This window comes from Pseudomonas lijiangensis, from assembly GCF_018968705.1.
Classification (GTDB): Bacteria; Pseudomonadota; Gammaproteobacteria; order Pseudomonadales; family Pseudomonadaceae; genus Aquipseudomonas; species Aquipseudomonas lijiangensis.
Map to the genome: position 1 here is coordinate 3489050 of NZ_CP076668.1, position 17535 is coordinate 3506584.

15 protein-coding genes are annotated in these 17535 nt (G+C 61.4%); 4 read left to right on the forward strand and 11 right to left on the reverse strand.

Going from position 1 to position 17535, the window contains the following annotated elements; genetic code table 11:
• Positions 1-26: 26 nt before the first annotated feature.
• From KQP88_RS14360 to KQP88_RS14380, 5 genes are all read right to left on the reverse strand, one after another.
• Positions 27-788, reverse strand: coding sequence for a CHAD domain-containing protein (locus tag KQP88_RS14360; RefSeq protein ID WP_253950489.1), 762 nt, complete (start codon positions 786-788; stop codon positions 27-29).
• Positions 789-812: 24 nt separating this feature from the next.
• On the reverse strand, positions 813-2813 hold the full coding sequence (locus tag KQP88_RS14365) for a transglutaminase TgpA family protein (RefSeq protein ID WP_216703420.1): 2001 nt from the start codon (positions 2811-2813) through the stop codon (positions 813-815).
• Positions 2810-3766, reverse strand: coding sequence for a DUF58 domain-containing protein (locus tag KQP88_RS14370; RefSeq protein ID WP_216703421.1), 957 nt, complete (start codon positions 3764-3766; stop codon positions 2810-2812). The genes KQP88_RS14365 and KQP88_RS14370 overlap by 4 nt, the downstream gene beginning before the upstream one ends.
• A complete protein-coding gene (locus tag KQP88_RS14375; protein WP_025260600.1) occupies positions 3763-4680 on the reverse strand; it encodes an AAA family ATPase in 918 nt (305 codons plus the stop codon). Before KQP88_RS14375 ends, KQP88_RS14370 begins: the two co-directional genes overlap by 4 nt.
• Before the next feature lie 187 nt (positions 4681-4867).
• A complete protein-coding gene (locus KQP88_RS14380; protein WP_025260601.1) occupies positions 4868-5146 on the reverse strand; it encodes a hypothetical protein in 279 nt (92 codons plus the stop codon).
• Between the two features lie 139 nt (positions 5147-5285).
• On the opposite strand from KQP88_RS14380, the gene KQP88_RS14385 reads away from it, so the two are divergent.
• Positions 5286-6338, forward strand: coding sequence for a patatin-like phospholipase family protein (locus KQP88_RS14385; RefSeq protein ID WP_216703422.1), 1053 nt, complete (start codon positions 5286-5288; stop codon positions 6336-6338).
• Positions 6339-6481: 143 nt separating this feature from the next.
• On the opposite strand, the gene KQP88_RS14390 is transcribed toward KQP88_RS14385, so the two are convergent.
• The 6 genes from KQP88_RS14390 to kdpF all read right to left on the reverse strand — a co-directional run bounded on the left by KQP88_RS14390 (position 6482) and on the right by kdpF (position 14520).
• On the reverse strand, positions 6482-7171 hold the full coding sequence (locus tag KQP88_RS14390) for a response regulator (RefSeq protein WP_200995065.1): 690 nt from the start codon (positions 7169-7171) through the stop codon (positions 6482-6484).
• Between the two features lie 55 nt (positions 7172-7226).
• Complete coding sequence (locus KQP88_RS14395; RefSeq protein WP_216703423.1) at positions 7227-9881, reverse strand: sensor histidine kinase; 2655 nt, start codon at positions 9879-9881, stop codon at positions 7227-7229.
• Positions 9882-9897: 16 nt separating this feature from the next.
• Positions 9898-10470 carry a potassium-transporting ATPase subunit KdpC gene (kdpC, locus tag KQP88_RS14400; protein WP_216703424.1) on the reverse strand — a complete coding sequence of 191 codons (573 nt, stop codon included), beginning with the start codon at positions 10468-10470 and terminating at the stop codon, positions 9898-9900.
• A 180-nt stretch (positions 10471-10650) separates the two neighbouring features.
• The gene (kdpB, locus tag KQP88_RS14405; protein ID WP_200995068.1) at positions 10651-12717 is read right to left on the reverse strand and encodes a potassium-transporting ATPase subunit KdpB; all 2067 of its coding nucleotides are present in this window, start codon (positions 12715-12717) and stop codon (positions 10651-10653) included.
• 10 nt (positions 12718-12727) lie between these two features.
• Positions 12728-14422 (reverse strand): potassium-transporting ATPase subunit KdpA, encoded by a 1695-nt coding sequence (kdpA, locus tag KQP88_RS14410; RefSeq protein WP_025260607.1) that lies wholly within the window; start codon positions 14420-14422, stop codon positions 12728-12730.
• Between the two features lie 8 nt (positions 14423-14430).
• Positions 14431-14520: a K(+)-transporting ATPase subunit F gene (kdpF, locus tag KQP88_RS14415; protein ID WP_074569008.1), complete on the reverse strand. Its 90-nt coding sequence runs from the start codon at positions 14518-14520 to the stop codon at positions 14431-14433.
• Positions 14521-14880: 360 nt separating this feature from the next.
• On the opposite strand from kdpF, the gene KQP88_RS14420 reads away from it, so the two are divergent.
• The 3 genes from KQP88_RS14420 to xopAW all read left to right on the forward strand — a co-directional run bounded on the left by KQP88_RS14420 (position 14881) and on the right by xopAW (position 17530).
• Positions 14881-15630: a response regulator gene (locus tag KQP88_RS14420; RefSeq protein WP_095066940.1), complete on the forward strand. Its 750-nt coding sequence runs from the start codon at positions 14881-14883 to the stop codon at positions 15628-15630.
• Positions 15627-16667, forward strand: a complete 1041-nt coding sequence (locus KQP88_RS14425) for a sensor histidine kinase (RefSeq protein WP_216703425.1) — start codon at positions 15627-15629, stop codon at positions 16665-16667. The genes KQP88_RS14420 and KQP88_RS14425 overlap by 4 nt, the downstream gene beginning before the upstream one ends.
• Before the next feature lie 113 nt (positions 16668-16780).
• Complete coding sequence (gene xopAW / locus KQP88_RS14430; RefSeq protein ID WP_216703426.1) at positions 16781-17530, forward strand: XopAW family type III secretion system calcium-binding effector; 750 nt, start codon at positions 16781-16783, stop codon at positions 17528-17530.
• Positions 17531-17535: the final 5 nt, after the last annotated feature.

Sequence of the window (17535 nt, forward strand, 5' to 3'; positions counted from 1 at the left end):
GGCCTGAATGACTTGAGTTCCGATAATCAGAAACAATCCCTGGCCAATCGCTCCAGTGCATTCTCGGCCTTGCGCTCGGCCCGCACGATACCGATCTGCCAGCCCGCAATGCAGGGCGCCAGATCCGCTTCCTTGCCAGCCTGTGCCAACCATTGCAAATGATCGTGCCAGTTGCCCAGTTCGCTCTGGGCGGCCTTGAGCCTGGCCTGAAGCTTTTTGGGCTGATGACTGAGTTGCGGGTAAGCCTCGGCGGCATAGCGCACACGCTTGATAAGCAAACGCAGGTCGTGTCGATCATGACCCGGATCAGCAATGGCCACCCGCAGCTTCTGCCATTGCTTGTCCATGCGCTTCTCAATGACCTTGCGCAGATCACCCAACCCACCCTGGCGTTCCTGCATGCGCAGCATGGCCGGGAACTGATCGAGCAAGGCGAGTAACTTGAGCAACTCGGCGGACCTCGCCACTTTCGGGCAGGCCTTGTCCAGGTACTCGTGGCGCTTGTCCGCCGCTTCGTCCAGGCCTTTTTTGGCGAGAAACCCGGCCAGCACCTGCATGTCTCGCAAAGGCGTCGTCAACTGGCCAAGGGCCTTGGCGGCGTCTTCCAGCGGCTCGGCACCCGGCAGCTCGCGCAATGGACGCAACACGCTGCGCAGACGACGAACCGTGGTGCGCAAGTCATGCAGCGCCTCACTGTCGGTGGATACCGCCACACGTGCCTGGCAGGCGATCAACTTGACGTCCAGCGCAATGATTTCGGCGATCAGATGGTTCACCATCGACGACATGCCCACATCCTCTGAAAAAACGGTTTATGAATGACTGCCCTTCAAGGGCGCCAGGCGCCATGGCAAACGACGGCGCAGCTCTTTGAGGCAGCGGCGCAACTCGCTCACCGAAGCTCCACTTGCGCCATAGCGCTGGGCCTGGAATTCCTGAACAAAGGCTTCGATGACATCGGCATGGCGCGGAAAAAACAGCACGGCGCGGCTGCAAAAGGCTTCGGCGCCCTCACCCGGCATGCGCCGCAGCCCATGTCGCGCCAGCAGACGCTCGAAGGCCATGAACAGGCGAAGCTGCGAATCACTTTCCCTCTGCCAGGGTTTGAACAGCCACAAGGCTATCAGTGCCAGAACGCTCAGGACACCCCCCACGAAAACCGGCACCTGAAAACCCGAGAACCAGCGGCCCAGCACCTGCAACTGCTGCTGGCCCTGATAGCCCAGCACCCAGCGCTGCCAGCCGTAATTGAGGCTGTCCCAGCTCAGGCGCAGCGAATTGAGCCAGGCCACGTCCCGGTAACGCAACGCCGACATGGGTGAATCCTGCAGGAATGCCTCATCGGCGGCCAATGCCTGTTCCAGGCCCTGCTCGATACGCTCGGGCGCCACGGCAGCCGTCGGGTCGACACTGCGCCAGCCAGCGTCCGGCTGCCAGTATTCGACCCAGGCGTGGGCGTCGAACTGGCGCACGGTCAGGTACTGGCCGTCCGGATTCAACTCGCCGCCCTGATAACCCGCCACCACCCGCGCCGGAATCCCCGCCGCCCGCAACACGAACGTCATGGCTCCGGCGTAATGGCCACAGAAACCCTGCCTGCTGACAAACAGGAAATCATCGATGCTGTCGATCCCCAGCGTCGTAGGCTTGAGGGTGTAATGAAACGGCTGCTCGCGAAAATACCGCTGCATGGCCTCCACCAGCGCATCGGGTTTTGGATAGCGGCGCGACAGGTCCCTGGCCCATTGCCGAGCCTGATCATTGCCCTTGGCAGGCAATTGCAGGTCCTGGCGCTGAATGTTCTCGGTCAGTTGTGCATCACGAACCGCCTGTGGCCATGAAGTCACGGCGAACATCATGGACTGATCCACAGGCCGCCTGCGCTGCAAACGGAAATCGCTCATCTGGCGCACCTCGGCCAGAGTCGTTTCACCGACATCGAGAATCGGCAGCCACGGACGCCCACTGGGCTCCATGACAATGCTGTAGGCGATTGCATCCCCGCGCTTTTGCCACTGCGGCACCTGCACCGTCTGGGCACGCAACGATTGCGACCAGCGACGCCCATCGAACTGCTCAAGGGTCAGGCTGCGCCAGTACAACTGATTACGCGCCGGGACCGGCCCCTCGAAGCTGGCGCGAAACACCAGGGCTGGCGATTTGCTCAATTCCGTCAGGTCACCCGGCGACATGCTGTCGGACAGGCCGGTCACGCCCTTGTTGCTCGGCTGCGGCAGCGCCCATAGCGGATCGAGACGCGGAAAGAACAGAAACAGCAGCAACATCAGCGGCACGGCCTGGGCGATGAGTTTGAAGCTCAGCTTCAGGCTGTTGACGGGTTTGCTGGCCAGATCAGACTGTTGCAGACCGATCAGAGACGCCAGCAAGGCCGCAATCGGCAACAGGCTCAATAGCGCCCAGAGCAGGTTGTCCTCGAACAGATAACCCACCACCACACAAAAGAATCCCAAAAAGATCAGCACCAACGCATCGCGCCGGGTCTGCATCTCCAGCATTTTAAGCACAAAGGCGGCGATCAGCAGCGCGGCTCCGGCATCGAGCCCCACCAGACTGCCTCGCGCCAGATACACACCACCGGCCGTCCCCACCAGCAGCCCGGACTTGACCCAGTTCCCCGGCATGCAGGCCCGCATGCGCATGACTTGCACGCGCCAGGTCATGCATCCCAGCCACAGCAGGATGATGGATACCGGCAAATGGGTGATGAACGGCAGGATGACCAGAGCCTGGGCCAGCAACAGCCAGATCAGGCCTGGACGCGGGACGGGTTGTCCGAGGCTGACGTTGTTCATGAGCGATTGCCGAAGAGTGCCAGCTCGCGCAGACAGGCCTCGCGATGGGCATCGCTGCTGTCCACCGCCGACAGGAAACCCGGCAGGCGCAAGGCAAAGGGCTGCTGACGTTGCGACAGCTCCAGCACCCAGTAACACAGACGCGACAGGCGCTCCTCGATATCGCCCCCCAACGCCATGAAATCCAGGCACAGCTCATGGCCGCTCAAGTCAGTGAAGTCCTTGACCAGCAGGCCCTGGCCTCGGGAATACGCTTTCCAGTGCAGACGTCGGCGGTTATCGCCGGGCTGATAGCTGCGCAAGCCCTGATAGTCATCCACGCCCGCTCCCCGAGTCGCCTGACCATCGTCCTGGGCATGGGGTTGCACGCCCTGAAGCAGCGGCATCGCACCGGGTATAGGACGGGGATAAATCAATACGGTCTGTTCAAGGTCCAGCCAGCTCCAGGCCCGGAAAATCCCCAGGGGAAACACGCTCTCGACACGCAATCGGGGAGCACGCAGCCAGCCACGGGTTTCGGCAGGCAATGTCAGCTCCACCTCCGTCAGGCCTTCGGCAGTCACATCGCCGGGCTGCAACGTTTGCGCATTCCAGCCAAGCCCGAGGGCCTGATGGGCATGGCCGGCACTTTCCAGACGCAGGCGCAACTGCACCGGCTCACCGACAAACACCGAACGCGCCAGACCGGCACTGAGCACCAGCCCGCCAAGATTGCGGTAGGTATGCAGGATGGCCAGTATCCCCACCGACAACAGCAGAAAGGTCAGGCCATAAGCCAGGCTGTTCTGGTAATTGATGGACACCAGCAGCATCAGAAACACCACCAGCGCGAACGTCGCGCCGGTGCGGGTCGGCAGGATGAAAATACGCCGATGATCCAGCTTGATTCGCGCCGCCGGGGGAATCCGTCGCACCAGCCAGCGCTGCCAGAGCGGTTTGAGCTGTTGGATCAAAGCACCGGCACCTCACGCAGCAGCCACTGCACCAGCGCCCCGCCGCCATGACCGGTCGGGTCGCTGCGCTCGCGCAGACGATGACCCACCACGGACGGCAACACCGCCTGCACATCTTCAGGGATCACATAATCGCGGCCCAGCAACAAGGCCCAGGCCCGCGCCGCCGAAACAATCGCCAGACTGGCGCGAGGCGAAAGCCCGTAGGCGAACTGCGGCTGGCTCCGGGTCGCGTCCACCAGACGCAAGACATAATCCACCAGCGCATCGCTCACCCTCACCTGCCGGGCCTGGGCCTGCAACAGACCCAGTTCGGCATGGTTGAGTATCGGTTGCAGGCGCGGCATCAGTTCGCGTCGGGATTGCCCCAGCAGCAAGGCTTTTTCAGCCGCCTTGGCGGGATACCCCATGGAAATGCGCATCAGGAAACGATCCAGTTGCGACTCGGGCAAGGCAAAGGTGCCACCGGAACTGAACGGGTTCTGGGTCGCGATCACAAAGAACGGATCGGGCAACAGCCGCGTCGCGCCCTCGATGGAAACCTGCCCTTCTTCCATCGCTTCCAGCAAGGCACTCTGGCTCTTGGGGGTCGCCCGGTTGATTTCGTCGGCCAGCACCAGTTCAGCGAAGATCGGCCCTGGATGAAAGGTGAACTGCCCGGTGTCGCGGTCGAACACTGAAGTGCCGAGAATATCGCCGGGCAACAGGTCCGAGGTGAACTGGATACGCTGATAGCTCAAGCCCAGGATCCGGGCCAGAGCATGGCTGAGGGTGGTCTTGCCCATGCCCGGCAAGTCCTCGATCAACAGATGACCGCCACCCAGCAGGCACGTCATTGCCAGACGCACCTGCCCTTCCTTGCCCAGCACCACTTCGTTTATGGCACTGAGACATGCATCGAGTTTTCTGCCCATCTGAAAGCCTCTCCAGCCGACTGCCTATAAAGCCATTGGGACTGCAAACGATGCCATCACGCACAACCACTTTAAGGTTAGCGTAGGCCTTTTCGCCAGAAGGGAGAGGAGAATTACTTTGGGAGGTGTGGGGTTCGCGAATGAATTCGCTCCTACACAGGGAGGGAATTCATTCGCGAAGGCCGGATCAGCGACCGGCGCGGGACTCGCGAATATAAAAGCGTGCTTTCTCGGCCTTTTGCGTACAACCTTCAAACGCCTCGAATTGCTGCTGAGTCTTGGCACCGGTCAGGAGCGACAGGGCCTTGGAGTAACTGACCGTACCGGCAAAACCTTCGGCCTTGGCCAGATCAAGCTCCTGCCAGGCGCTGTCAAGCTGGCTGGCGCAGCTGTCCCGATACCCGGTCTTGCCGGCACAACCTGCAAGGACCACGATGAACAATGGCAAACAGATCCAGGCTTTCATGGGGTGTTACCTCAGACGTGAAAAATAGAGTGTGCGGCTTTGACGATGCTGGCCACTAAAAGTGCCGTAAGCAACTGTTTTCATTGCATGGCATTCTGCATTACCCGGTCATGGATCGATACCAATCAGGAGCATTCTGATGAAAAAACGAATAGCACTGGTGCTGGGCTCCGGCGGCGCTCGTGGTTATGCCCATATCGGCGTGATCGAAGAGCTGGAACGGCGCAATTACGAAATTTCCTGCATTGCAGGCTGCTCGATGGGCGCTGTAGTGGGCGGTATCTATGCCGCTGGCAAACTGGAGCAGTATCGCAAATGGATCGAAAGTCTCGATTACCTGGATGTATTGAGGCTGGTGGACGTGAGTTTCCGGCTGGGGGCAATTCGTGGCGAGAAAGTTTTCGGACACATTCGCGATATCGTCGGCGAGATCAATATCGAAGACCTGCGCATTCCCTACACGGCTGTAGCGACCGACCTCACCAACCAGCAAGAGATATGGTTTCAGGAAGGCTGCCTGCATCAGGCCATGCGCGCCTCGGCGGCGATTCCCAGCCTGTTTACTCCGGTCATGCAGGGTGGCCGGATGCTGGTGGATGGCGGCCTGCTCAACCCGCTGCCTATCGTGCCAGTGGTCTCCAGCCACTGCGATCTGATCGTGGCGATCAACCTCAACGCCACCAATCAGCAGCAGTATCAGCTACCGACGATTGAGCGTCCGCCAGCCGTGAAAAAGCGTGTCGATTCGCTGATCAGTTCACTGGGCTCACGCCTGCCGTTCCGGCGCAAGCTCGAAGCCGTCGAGGGAGGATCAAGCAGCCTGAAAACTGCGGCAGCACTTATCGAAAATCCCTGGCTGGGCGAAGAATCCGCCGACCCGCTGGGCCAGCAACCCGCCGCCGCACCTCTGGCCTCGGGAGCACCGAAATCAGCCAGTGGCTCGATCATTATCGACAATGTGGGGCCTGCTTCATTGCTGGACCTGATCAACCAGAGTTTCGAGGTGATGCAGACCTCGCTGGCACAGTACAAGATCGCCGGTTATCCGCCGGATATCCTGATCAACGTTCCAAAGCGGGTCTGCCGGTTTTTCGAGTTTTACAAGGCGCCGGAGCTGATCGCGCTGGGCCGTGAAATTGCCCGGGATACGCTGGACCGATATGAAAGCGAGCATGGTAGTTCGCAGGGGTAATGCCGATCAGTCAAGGCAAAAATAAACGTGTAGGAGGCAGCTTGCTGGCGAAAAAGGCCTCAAGACCGGCAGATATTCTGCGTCTGTAGAAGTCGCCAGCAAGCTGCCTCCCACAAAGTGATGTATGACCTTGAGTGCTCGGGTCACCCGCCCATCAACCGGTATCCAACCCCCGCCTCGGTCACGATAAAGCGTGGGGCAGCGGGGTCATCGGCCAGTTTCTGGCGCAGGTGCCCTACCACGATCCGCAGATAGTGGCTGTCTTCGGTGTGGGTCGGTCCCCAGATATCCTTGAGCAATTGCTGCTGGGTAATGACCCGCCCCGGATAACGCGCCAGTTGCGCCAGCACCGCGTATTCCTTGCGGGTCAGCGCCACTTCGACACCGTCCAGCAGCACACGCCGATACGCCAGATCCACGGTCAACGGGCCGATATTGAGTGCCGATTCCGGCTTGTCGCCCACCGGCACCTGACGCAGCAATGCCCGGACCCTCGCCAGAAACTCCTGAATACCAAAGGGTTTGGTCACGTAATCGTTGGCACCGGCATCCAGTGCCTGGACCTTCTGGGTTTCGCTGGCGCGGACCGACAGCACCAGCACCGGCACGCTCGACCACTCACGAAACTCGCTCAAGACCTGCTGGCCGTCCATGTCCGGCAATCCCAAGTCGAGCACCAGCAGGTCCGGCTTGCTCAAGGCGGCCTGGCTCAAGCCGTCGATGCCGGTGGCCGCCTCAAGCACTTTGTATCCCTGGGAGACGAGGCTGATGCGCAGAAACTTGCGAATCTGCGGCTCGTCGTCGATCACCAGAATGGTCGAGGTCTGACTCATGATGTCCCTGAGTGTGCAATGGCCTGATTGGCCACAAGCCTAACGTAAAGCGCCCTCAAGGCAACGACTCCGTTTCGGCTTCAGGCTGGGTTTGCAGCGGCAGGTGCAAAGTGATGCAGGTGCCTTGCCCGTCTATGCCGCTTCCCACGCTGACTCGCCCGCCGTGGGCACCGACCATGCCCTGACAGATTGCCAGGCCCAACCCCGTGCCCTGCCCGCCACGATCCCCTCGGGCTGCGGTGTAGAACATGTCGAAAATCTTCGACCGCTCGCTCTCGGGAATCCCCGGGCCTTCATCGCTGACAGCAAATATCAGTTCGCCGTTCTCGACGGTGACCGACACTTGGAGACGGCCATTGAGTGGCGAAAAACGTGCCGCGTTTTCCAGCACATTGACCAGCGCCTGCTCGATGAGCGCAGCATGCACATACAACAGCGGCAGTTCGGCAGATACCTGAGCCTCGACCTGCAACGGCGCCATCACGGCACGCAAACGACTGAGTGCGCTGCCGACGATATCGCCGGGCGATACCCAGTCCCGCGCCAGTTTCAGGGCACCGTGCCCCAGACGAGTCATGTCCAGCAGGTTTTGAATGTAGCGATCCAGACGCTCGGCCTCATCCCGGGTGCCTTCCAGCAGTTCACGACGGTCTTCAAGGGAGATGGCCTCGCCCAGCGCCAGCAGGCTGTCGATACTGCCACGCATGGAGGTCAGGGGCGTGCGCAAATCATGAGATACCGACGCCAGCAAGGCACTGCGCAACTGCTCGGTTTCCCCATGCAGGCGCGCGGCTTCCAGATCCTCGGCCAGTCGCGCACGGGCCAGCGCCTGGGCCAGTGGCTGGCTGAGGGCAATCAGCAGACGACGACGCTGGGCAGTGAATTCCTGACCATCGCGCGGGCACACGCCCAGCAAGGCCAGCGGCCCGTTTTCACCGGACAATGGCCACCACCACCAGCGCCCGGACGGCAAGGTTCCGGTGCCGTAGCCCGCCGCCTGATCGTGCTGCCAGGCCCAGTCTGCCGCCGCACGCTCCGATTCGGACAGTGGCGCAATATCGTCGCTGAGTTTCCAGCCGCCCTGCCCGTCGCGGTCCAGCAGGCAGACTTGCAGCTCCTGCCAGCCATTCAAATGATGTTCGGCGGCGCTGAGCACGGCCTGACGATCCGTCGCGGCAGTCATCTTGCGGGACAGGTCCAGCAATTCGCTGGTCTGCTCCTGGGTATCGCGCAGGGCTTCCAGTTGCCGACGCTGGCGGGCGGCCAGATTGCCGGTCAGGGCAGACATCAGCAGAAAGAACAGCAAGGTCAGCACGTCTTCTTCGCGCTGGATGGTCAGGGAAAAACTCGGCGGCATGAACAGAAAGTCATAGGCCAGGAACGACAAGACCGAACAGGCCAGCGCCGGGCCAACGCTAGTGCGTATCGCCACCAGCAGAACGGCCGCCAGAAATACCAGCGAGATATTGGGCAGATCCAGTACGTTCGACACCGCCCAGGCCAGGGCACTGGCCAGCACGGTGGCAATCAGGGCCAGGAAGTAATCGAACCACGGCTCAGGGCGGGACGAGCGAACCCGTGGCTGATCCGGCAATGGCTCGCTGTCCAGCACACTGATTTCAAGGCCATGGGCTTCACGCAACAGACGCTCGGCAACCCCGCCGCCGAATAGCCGTCGACGCAGGCGCGGTTGCGACTGGCCAACCAGAACCACGCTGGCCCGGCGCTCAGCCGCATGCTGAATCAGGGTTCTGGCCACTTCGCCTGCACGCAACAGCACCACTTCCCCGCCCAGCCGCTCGGCCAGTTGCTGGGCACGTTGCAAGCGGGCGCGGGACTGTTCGTCGAAAGGCCGGCCATTGTCGACATGCACCAGCGTCCAGGGCAGATGCCGACGCTGGGCAACACGGCTGGCATGACGCACCAGACGCTCGGCATGCATGTCGCCATCCACACAGACCAGCAACCGGCCACGCACCGCAGGCGCGTCCTGCCCCAACTGGCGGTAACCCTGAGCCAGATCGTTATCCACCTGGGCCGCTGCCGTCTGCATCGCCAGCTCACGCAAGGCCGTGAGGTTGGTCTGGGTGAAGAATGCATCGATGGCCGCCCGCGCCTGCTCCGGCACATAGACCTTGCCGTCGCGCAGACGCTCCAGCAGCTCACGGGGCGGCAGGTCGATCAGCACCAGTTCATAGGCTTCCTGCAGCACCCAGTCGGGCAGGGTTTCGCGGACCTGCACACCGGTAATCCCGCGCACCTGATCGTTGAGGCTTTCCAGGTGCTGCACATTGACGGTGGTGTAGACATTGATGCCCGCGGCCAGCAGTTCCTGAATGTCCTGCCAGCGTTTGGCGTGGCGACTGCCCGGTGCGTTGCTGTGGGCCAGTTCGTCCACCAGCGCCAGTTCCGGACGCTGCCTGAGCAGACCATCGAGGTCCATTTCCTCCAGCGTCACGCCACGGTATTGCGAGCGCAGCAGAGGCTGTTGCGGCAAACCGCCCAGCAACGCCTCGGTTTCTGCGCGACCATGGGTTTCGACCACACCGGCCAGCACCTTCACGCCCTGTCGCAACTGACCATGGGCGGCCTGCAGCATCGCGTAGGTCTTGCCCACGCCGGGCGCAGCGCCCAGAAACACTTTCAAACGCCCACGCCCGGCTCGGGGCATATCGGCTAGCAAGGCATCGGCACGGCCGGAATCACTCATGTCTGTTACTACTCACTCAAAGTTGTGCCTGGCGTTGCGCAGACGTTAACTGATTCAGGGCACGATTCAAGTCCAGCACATTAACCACGGGCGGGCCAATCAGGGATCGCTGGGTATTGGCCTCGATCAAGGCCTGAACCTGCTCCAGCGGCAACTTGCGCGCCGCCGCGACCCGTGCAGCCTGATAGATGACGGCGGAAGGCGGCAGGTGCGGGTCCAGACCGCTGCCTGAAGTGGTCAGCAAGGCCAACGGCACCGCGCCCTGCCCTGCAACGGCCAGTTTGGCGGCCTCTTCAGTGACACGGGTTGCCAGTGCAGGATTACTCGGTGCCAGGTTGCTCGCGCTGCTGGAAACCGTGGCGAAGGCACCGGCCGAAGGACGCGGCTGGAACCATTCATCGCCGCTGAAGGCCTGGGCAATCAGCTCCGAGCCTTGCACCTTGCCGCTGGCGTCGTAGACCAGGCTGCCATTGGCCTGATCGGGGAAAGCCACCTGAGCCACACCCGTCACCGCCAATGGATAAGCCACACCGGTCAGCACAGTCATCAACACAATCAGGCTCAAGGCCGGACGCAATACAGTGGACATCATCATTTCCTCATAGAGAGTTGCAACGCTTCATGTAGGCGTAATACAGAACACGTGTGGGAGGCAGCTTGCTGGCGAAAAAGGCCTGAAACCTGACAGATATTCTGTGTCTGTACGCCCAAGTCGCCAGCAAGCTGCCTCCCACAAAGTGATTCAATCGGCATTTCTCCCGGTCAGGGTTTACACCAGGCCCAATCCAACCAGCAGCATGTCGATCAGCTTGATACCCACGAACGGCACGATGATGCCGCCCACGCCATAGATCAGCAGGTTGCGGCGCAGCAGATGAGCTGCGCTGGCGGCCTGGACACGCACGCCGCGCAGGGCCAGCGGGATCAGCAACACGATGATCAAGGCGTTGAAGACGATGGCCGAGACAATCGCGCTTTGCGGGCTGGCCAATTGCATGATGTTCAGCACACCCAGTTGCGGGTAAATGGCAGCGAACAAGGCCGGCAGGATCGCGAAGTATTTGGCGATGTCGTTGGCGATGGAAAAGGTCGTCAGCGCGCCGCGAGTGACCAGCAATTCCTTGCCGATCTGCACCACGTCGAGCAATTTGGTCGGATCGCTGTCCAGGTCCACCATGTTCGCCGCTTCACGCGCAGCCTGAGTGCCGTCGTTCATGGCCATGCCGACGTCCGCCTGAGCCAGCGCCGGAGCATCGTTGGCGCCGTCGCCGCACATCGCAACCAGCCGCCCTTCGTTCTGCTCGGCGCGAATACGCTCCAGTTTCTTCTCCGGCGTCGCTTCGGCCAGCACGTCATCCACACCGGCTTCGGCGGCAATGGCCGCAGCGGTCAGCGGGTTATCGCCGGTCACCATCACGGTGCGAATGCCCAGCTTGCGCAGTTCGGCAAAACGCTCGCGGATGCCAGGCTTGACCACGTCCTTGAGATGGATGGCGCCCAACAGTTTCTTGTCGACACACACCAGCAACGGCGTACCGCCGGTCTTGGCGATATTGTCGATTTCCCGGGCCAGGGCCGCAGGCAAGTCGCGACGTTGCAGATCCACAAAGGCCAGCAATGAATCCACAGCGCCCTTGCGGTACTGGTGACCTTGATAATCCACGCCGGACAAACGGGTTTCTGCGCTGAAAGGCACAGCCGTCAGTTCCGAAGGCTTGGGCTCGCTGATCGGGTGCAGGTTACGCAGGTATTCGACGATGGATTTACCTTCGGCCGTGTCATCGGCCAGGGACGCCAGCAAGGCGCCGTCGCTCATCTCTTTGGCCGTGACACCCGTCGCGGAATACAGCGCGCTGCAACGGCGATTGCCAAAAGTGATGGTGCCGGTCTTGTCCAGCAGCAGCACGTGTACATCACCGGCAGCTTCAACCGCACGGCCGGATTTGGCGATGACGTTGAGGCGCACCAGCCGGTCCATGCCCGCGATACCGATGGCCGACAACAAGCCGCCGATGGTGGTAGGAATCAGAGTCACCAGCAGCGCCACCAGAAACACCAGCGGCAGGCTGCCACCGGCAAAACGGGCAAACGGTTGCAGGGTCACGACCACCAGCAGGAAGATCAGGGTCAGGCCGATCAGCAGGATATCCAGCGCCACTTCATTGGGCGTTTTCTGGCGCTTTGCACCTTCGACCAGGGCAATCATGCGGTCCAGGGTCGATTCGCCGGGGTTGGTGCTGATCTGTATCAGCAGCCAGTCGGACACCAGCCGGGTATTGCCGGTCACGGCCGAACGGTCGCCGCCGGACTCGCGAATGACCGGCGCCGATTCACCGGTAATCGCAGCCTCGTTGACCGCTGCAATGCCTTCGATGACTTCACCGTCACCGGGGATCATTTCCCCGGCTTCGACGCGTACCACATCGCCTTTGCGCAAGGCGCTGGCGTTGACCATGCTGAACGCGCCGGACTCATCGCGACGACGCGCCTTGAGCCCTTCGCTGCCCGCCTTGAGGCTGTCGGCACGCGCCTTGCCACGGCCTTCGGCCAGGGCTTCGGCAAAGTTGGCGAACAGCACGGTGAACCACAGCCACAGGGCGATCTGCACCGCCACACCCGTGGGCACGGCCGGATCGGGAATCAGGCACAGAATCGTGGTCAGGATGGCGGTCAGTTCCACCACCAGCATCACTGGCGAGCGGGCCAGTTGGCGAGGGTCGAGCTTGACGAAGGCTTGCACCAGCGCACCGCGCCACAGCGACGAGAAGCTGGTTTTCGCCGGATCGGCCACCGCTGGCGTTTCAGACGGCTTTGTCACAGGAATCTGCATATTCATCATCGGCTCCTCAGAAGCCCAGGCTCAAATGTTCGGCGATCGGACCCAGTGCCAGGGTTGGCAGGAAGGTCAGGCCACCGACCAGCAAAATGGTCACGGTCAGCAAGGTCACGAACAGCGGGCCATGGGTCGGGAAGCTGTTGATACCCTGTGGCGCGGCCTTTTTCATCGCCAGGCTGCCCGCCAGTGCCAGGACCGGCACGATGTAGCCGAAACGTCCCAGGAACATCGCCACGCTGAGCATCAGGTTGTGGAACACGGTGTTGGCACTGAAGCCACCGAACGCCGAGCCGTTGTTGGCCGTGGCCGAGGTGTAGGCGTACAGCAACTGGCTGAAACCGTGAGGGCCGGGGTTGCTCACCGAAGCCAGTGGCCCTGGCAGACTGGCCGCCACGGCACCCAGCACCAGCACGCCCACCGGCATTACCAGCAAGGTCGCCACCAGCAAGCGGATTTCCGTCGCCTGAAGCTTCTTGCCCAGGTATTCCGGGGTACGACCGATCATCAGGCCAGCCAGGAACACCGCGATCAGCACATTGAGCAGCATGCCGTTGAGGCCAACACCCACACCGCCGAAGATCACCTCACCGACCATCATGTTGACCAGCGCGACCATGCCGGTCAGCGGGTTGAGGCTGTCATGCATGGCGTTGACCGAGCCGTTCGAAGCGGCAGTGGTCGCTGTCGCCCAGAGCACGGTGGCGGTAGTGCCAAAACGGCTTTCCTTGCCTTCCAGCGGTGCAGTCTGCTCGACACCGGCAATGTTCAGCGCCGGGTTGGGCTGATACTCGGCCCACAGCGAAACAGCACCGCCGATCAGCAGCATGATCAGCATGCAGGCCATGATTGCCCGGCTCTGGCGCATGTCCTTGACGTAATGGCCGAAGGTAAACACCAGCGCAGCCGGAATCAGCAGGATCGACACCAGTTGCAGCAGGTTGCTCAAGGCAGTCGGGTTCTCGAAGGGATGCGCCGAGTTCACGCCAAAGAAGCCACCACCGTTGGTGCCCAGTTGCTTGATCGCGATCTGGCTGGCGGCAGGTCCCATGGGCAGGCTTTGATCAGCGCCCTGCAGGGTGACGGCATCGATGTAGTGGGCAAAGCTTTGCGGCACGCCCTGCCAGACCAGCAGCAAGGCCAGCACGATGCACAGCGGCAGCAGGCCGTACAGGGTGACGCGGGTCATGTCGGTCCAGAAGTTGCCGAGATTTTCCGTCGAGCGGCGGCTGATGCCGCGACAGAACGCCAGCAGCACGGCAATACCGGTGGCGGCGCTGACAAAGTTCTGCACGGTCAGGCCGACCATCTGGCTCAGATAACTCAGCGAAGCTTCACCGCTGTAGCTCTGCCAGTTGGTGTTGGTGACGAAACTCATCGCGGTATTGAACGCCAGCGACCACTCCAGGCCCGGCAACTGCTGCGGGTTGAGCGGCAAGGCGCCCTGCCCCAGCAGCATGGCGAACAACAGTACGAAACCGGCCAGGTTGAACGCCAGCAAAGCCCACAGGTAGGCTTTCCAGTTCTGCTCGACCTTGGGGTCGATGCCTGACAGTCGGTAGCAGATATTCTCTACAGGCCTCAGCACCGGGCTGAGCCAGGTGCGCTCGCCTTCCACCACCCGATAGTAGAAACGCCCCAGCAAAGGCGCGGGTAATACGACCAGTACCAGAAAAGCCAGAATCAGCAGATAGTCATAACTGTGCATGGCAGCTCCTAGTTCCGGCCTGCGCGCAACAGCGCAACCAGCAAGTAAATGAACAGCCCGACTGCCAACAGCAGTGACACCCCATCCAGAACGCTCATCAAGATTCTCCGTCGCTACGGCGGTTGCCGCTTGGGAGCAATTGTCCTCAGGAGGGGTGTAAAGGAACGAGAGCGACAGGCATGAAGGGCCGTAAAGACGGCGTAAAGAATGGCGCGGCAGGAGCGAATTCATTGGCGAGGCGCTATGGAAGGCGATGACTTGGCACTGGCCGCGTCGGCGGCAAAAAAGTATTACAGGCAGGCTCCGCCCTTTTGTACCAAGATCAATACATTCAGGACATGCCCACGACATTCTCCCGCGACACCCTTTCGCCGCGCCCCGTGGCGAAGTAGCATGACGGGAGCGTTGATCCTCAACAGCGGCCAGTGATGGCGGCATCACAAGGCAGCAGTCGTACTATGCAACCCATTCCAGACAGCAACACCGATCAATCCTCATCCGAACAGCGCTGGAACACCCGTGCATTGATCGTCGATGACGACGTGGCCATTCGTGAACTGCTCTGCGATTACCTGTCCCGTTTCAATATCCAGTCCAGAGGCGTCACCGATGGCACGCAGATGCGTCAGGCCCTGACCGAGGAAACCTTCGATGTCGTGGTGCTGGACCTGATGCTGCCCGGCGAAGACGGTCTGTCGCTGTGCCGCTGGCTGCGCAGCACTTCGGATATTCCGATCCTGATGCTCACCGCCCGCTGCGAACCCACTGACCGTATCATCGGCCTTGAACTGGGTGCCGACGACTATATGGCCAAGCCCTTCGAGCCTCGCGAACTGGTAGCCCGCATCCAGACGGTCTTGCGCCGTGTGCGTGACGAACGCAGCGAACAGCGCACCACCGTTCGCTTCGATGCATGGCGACTCAACAGCGTCCTGCGCCAGCTGATTGCTGCCGATGGCCTGGTAGTGCCGCTCTCCAACGCCGAGTTCCGCCTGCTGCGGGTATTTCTGGAACGTCCGCATCGCGTGCTCAGCCGTGAACAACTGCTCGATGCCGCCCGTGGTCGCTCCATCGAAGCCTTCGACCGCAGCATCGATCTGCTGGTCTCGCGCCTGCGTCAGAAACTGGGTGACGACCCCAAGAATCCCCAGTTGATCAAGACGGTACGCGGCGAAGGCTACCTCTTCGATGCCAAGGAACTCGCTTGATAAGATCAGCCGATACACTCTTCGCACGACTTTTTGGCGGCGCGCTGATTGCGATCCTGCTGGGGCATGTACTGGCATTTATCTGGTTCACCCAATACGGCCCACCACCGCCACCACGGGAAGCGCCGCCCTCCGCCCAGCAGCAGGCCAATGACGCCCCTCAGGACCGTGAGCGCCGCAAACCTTCATTCTGGCGTGGCCCGCTGACCGTCGTGGGGTTTCAGTTGGTCACTCTGGTGATCGCCGCCTGGTTCGGGGCCAAGGCCCTGAGTCGTCCCGTGCAGCGCATGAGCGAAGCGGCCGAGCGCCTGAGCGAAAACCTCGACAGCCCGCCCCTGGAACTCACCGGCCCCAGAGAAGCGCGCAATGCCGCACATGCCTTCAATCTGATGCAGCAGAAAATACGCGAACAGATGCAGCAACGCGGACGCATGCTGGCAGCTGTCTCCCACGACCTGCGCACACCGCTGTCGCGCCTCAAGCTGCGCGTCGAAAAGATCGATGACCTCAAACTGCACGACCAGATGACTCAGGATCTGGACGATATGATCAACATGCTCGACGCGACCCTGAGCTACCTCAACGAGCATCGCAAGAGCGAAGAGCTGCAACAGCTGGACCTGCAGGCACTGATCGAATCACTGGCCGAGAACGCTCAGGACAATGGCGACGACGTGCAGTACCAGGGCCAGTGCAAGCCACTCAGGATCCAGCCCATGGCGCTGCGCTCCTGCCTGCATAACCTCATCGACAATGCCCTGCGCTATGCAGGCAGTGTGCACATCGCTATCGAGGATCAGCCCGGTCGCGTGAAGATCTCGGTCATCGATCATGGGCCGGGTATCGCACCCGAGTTTCACGAGACGGTTTTCGAGCCCTTCTATCGACTGGAAGGCTCGCGCAATCGCAACTCCGGTGGTGTCGGCATGGGCATGACCATCGCCCGGGAAGCGGCCTTGCGCATGGGCGGCGAGCTGTATCTGGCCCAGACTCCGGGCGGCGGCCTGACGGTAGTGCTTGACCTGCCGCGGGCCTGACGAGCGCGTATCCCACCCGATACAAATCCCACATCCCCACGACAACTGCCACCCCGAGGCTTCATAAGCCGGTGCACCGCCATCGGCTCTATAAACCTCAGGGAGTCAGTCCAATGATCAGTGGCATCAGCAGCAGTTATTCGAGCTACACCAGCTCGACCAGTTTGACTTCAGGCACCAACAGCAAGAAATTTCAGGAAGAGTTGCTGGCAAAGCTCGATACCGACGGTGATGGCAGCATCAACAAGGACGAACTGAGTTCGGCGCTTTCCTCCGACAAGAAAGACGGGATTACCGTCAGCCTGAGCGAAGCGTTCAGCAGCCTGGACAGTAACGATGATGACAGCCTGGATGCCGATGAACTGGCAGCGCTGACTCCACCGCCGCCTCCACCCGCCACGGACCTGGCAGAAGACCTGCTCAGCTCGCTGGACACTGACGGCGACGGTTCGATCAACAGCGACGAGCTGACCACCGGGCTCACCAATGCAGGCAGCACGGCCGACAGCACTAAAGTGTTCGATGCACTGGACACCAACGAAGACGGCACCGTCAGCCTTGAAGAACTGACCGCCAGCCTGCAACCTCAGCAGCCACCCGCCGGCCCGCCGCCAGCACAGAATGCCAATGTCAGCAGCACCGACAGCGCCGCCCTGTTCAGCTCTCTGGATACCGACAGTGACGACAGCATCAGCGCCACCGAACTGGCCACTGCCCTGAGCCAGAGCAACAGCAATAGCGAGCAGACCAATGCCAATCAAGTGGCCGCCCAGGCCTTGAGCAAGATGATTGCTGCATTGGGTGAGCGTTATGACACCGAAGGCAGCAAGCCTATCGGTAAATACCTCGATACCGCTGCCTGACCGGG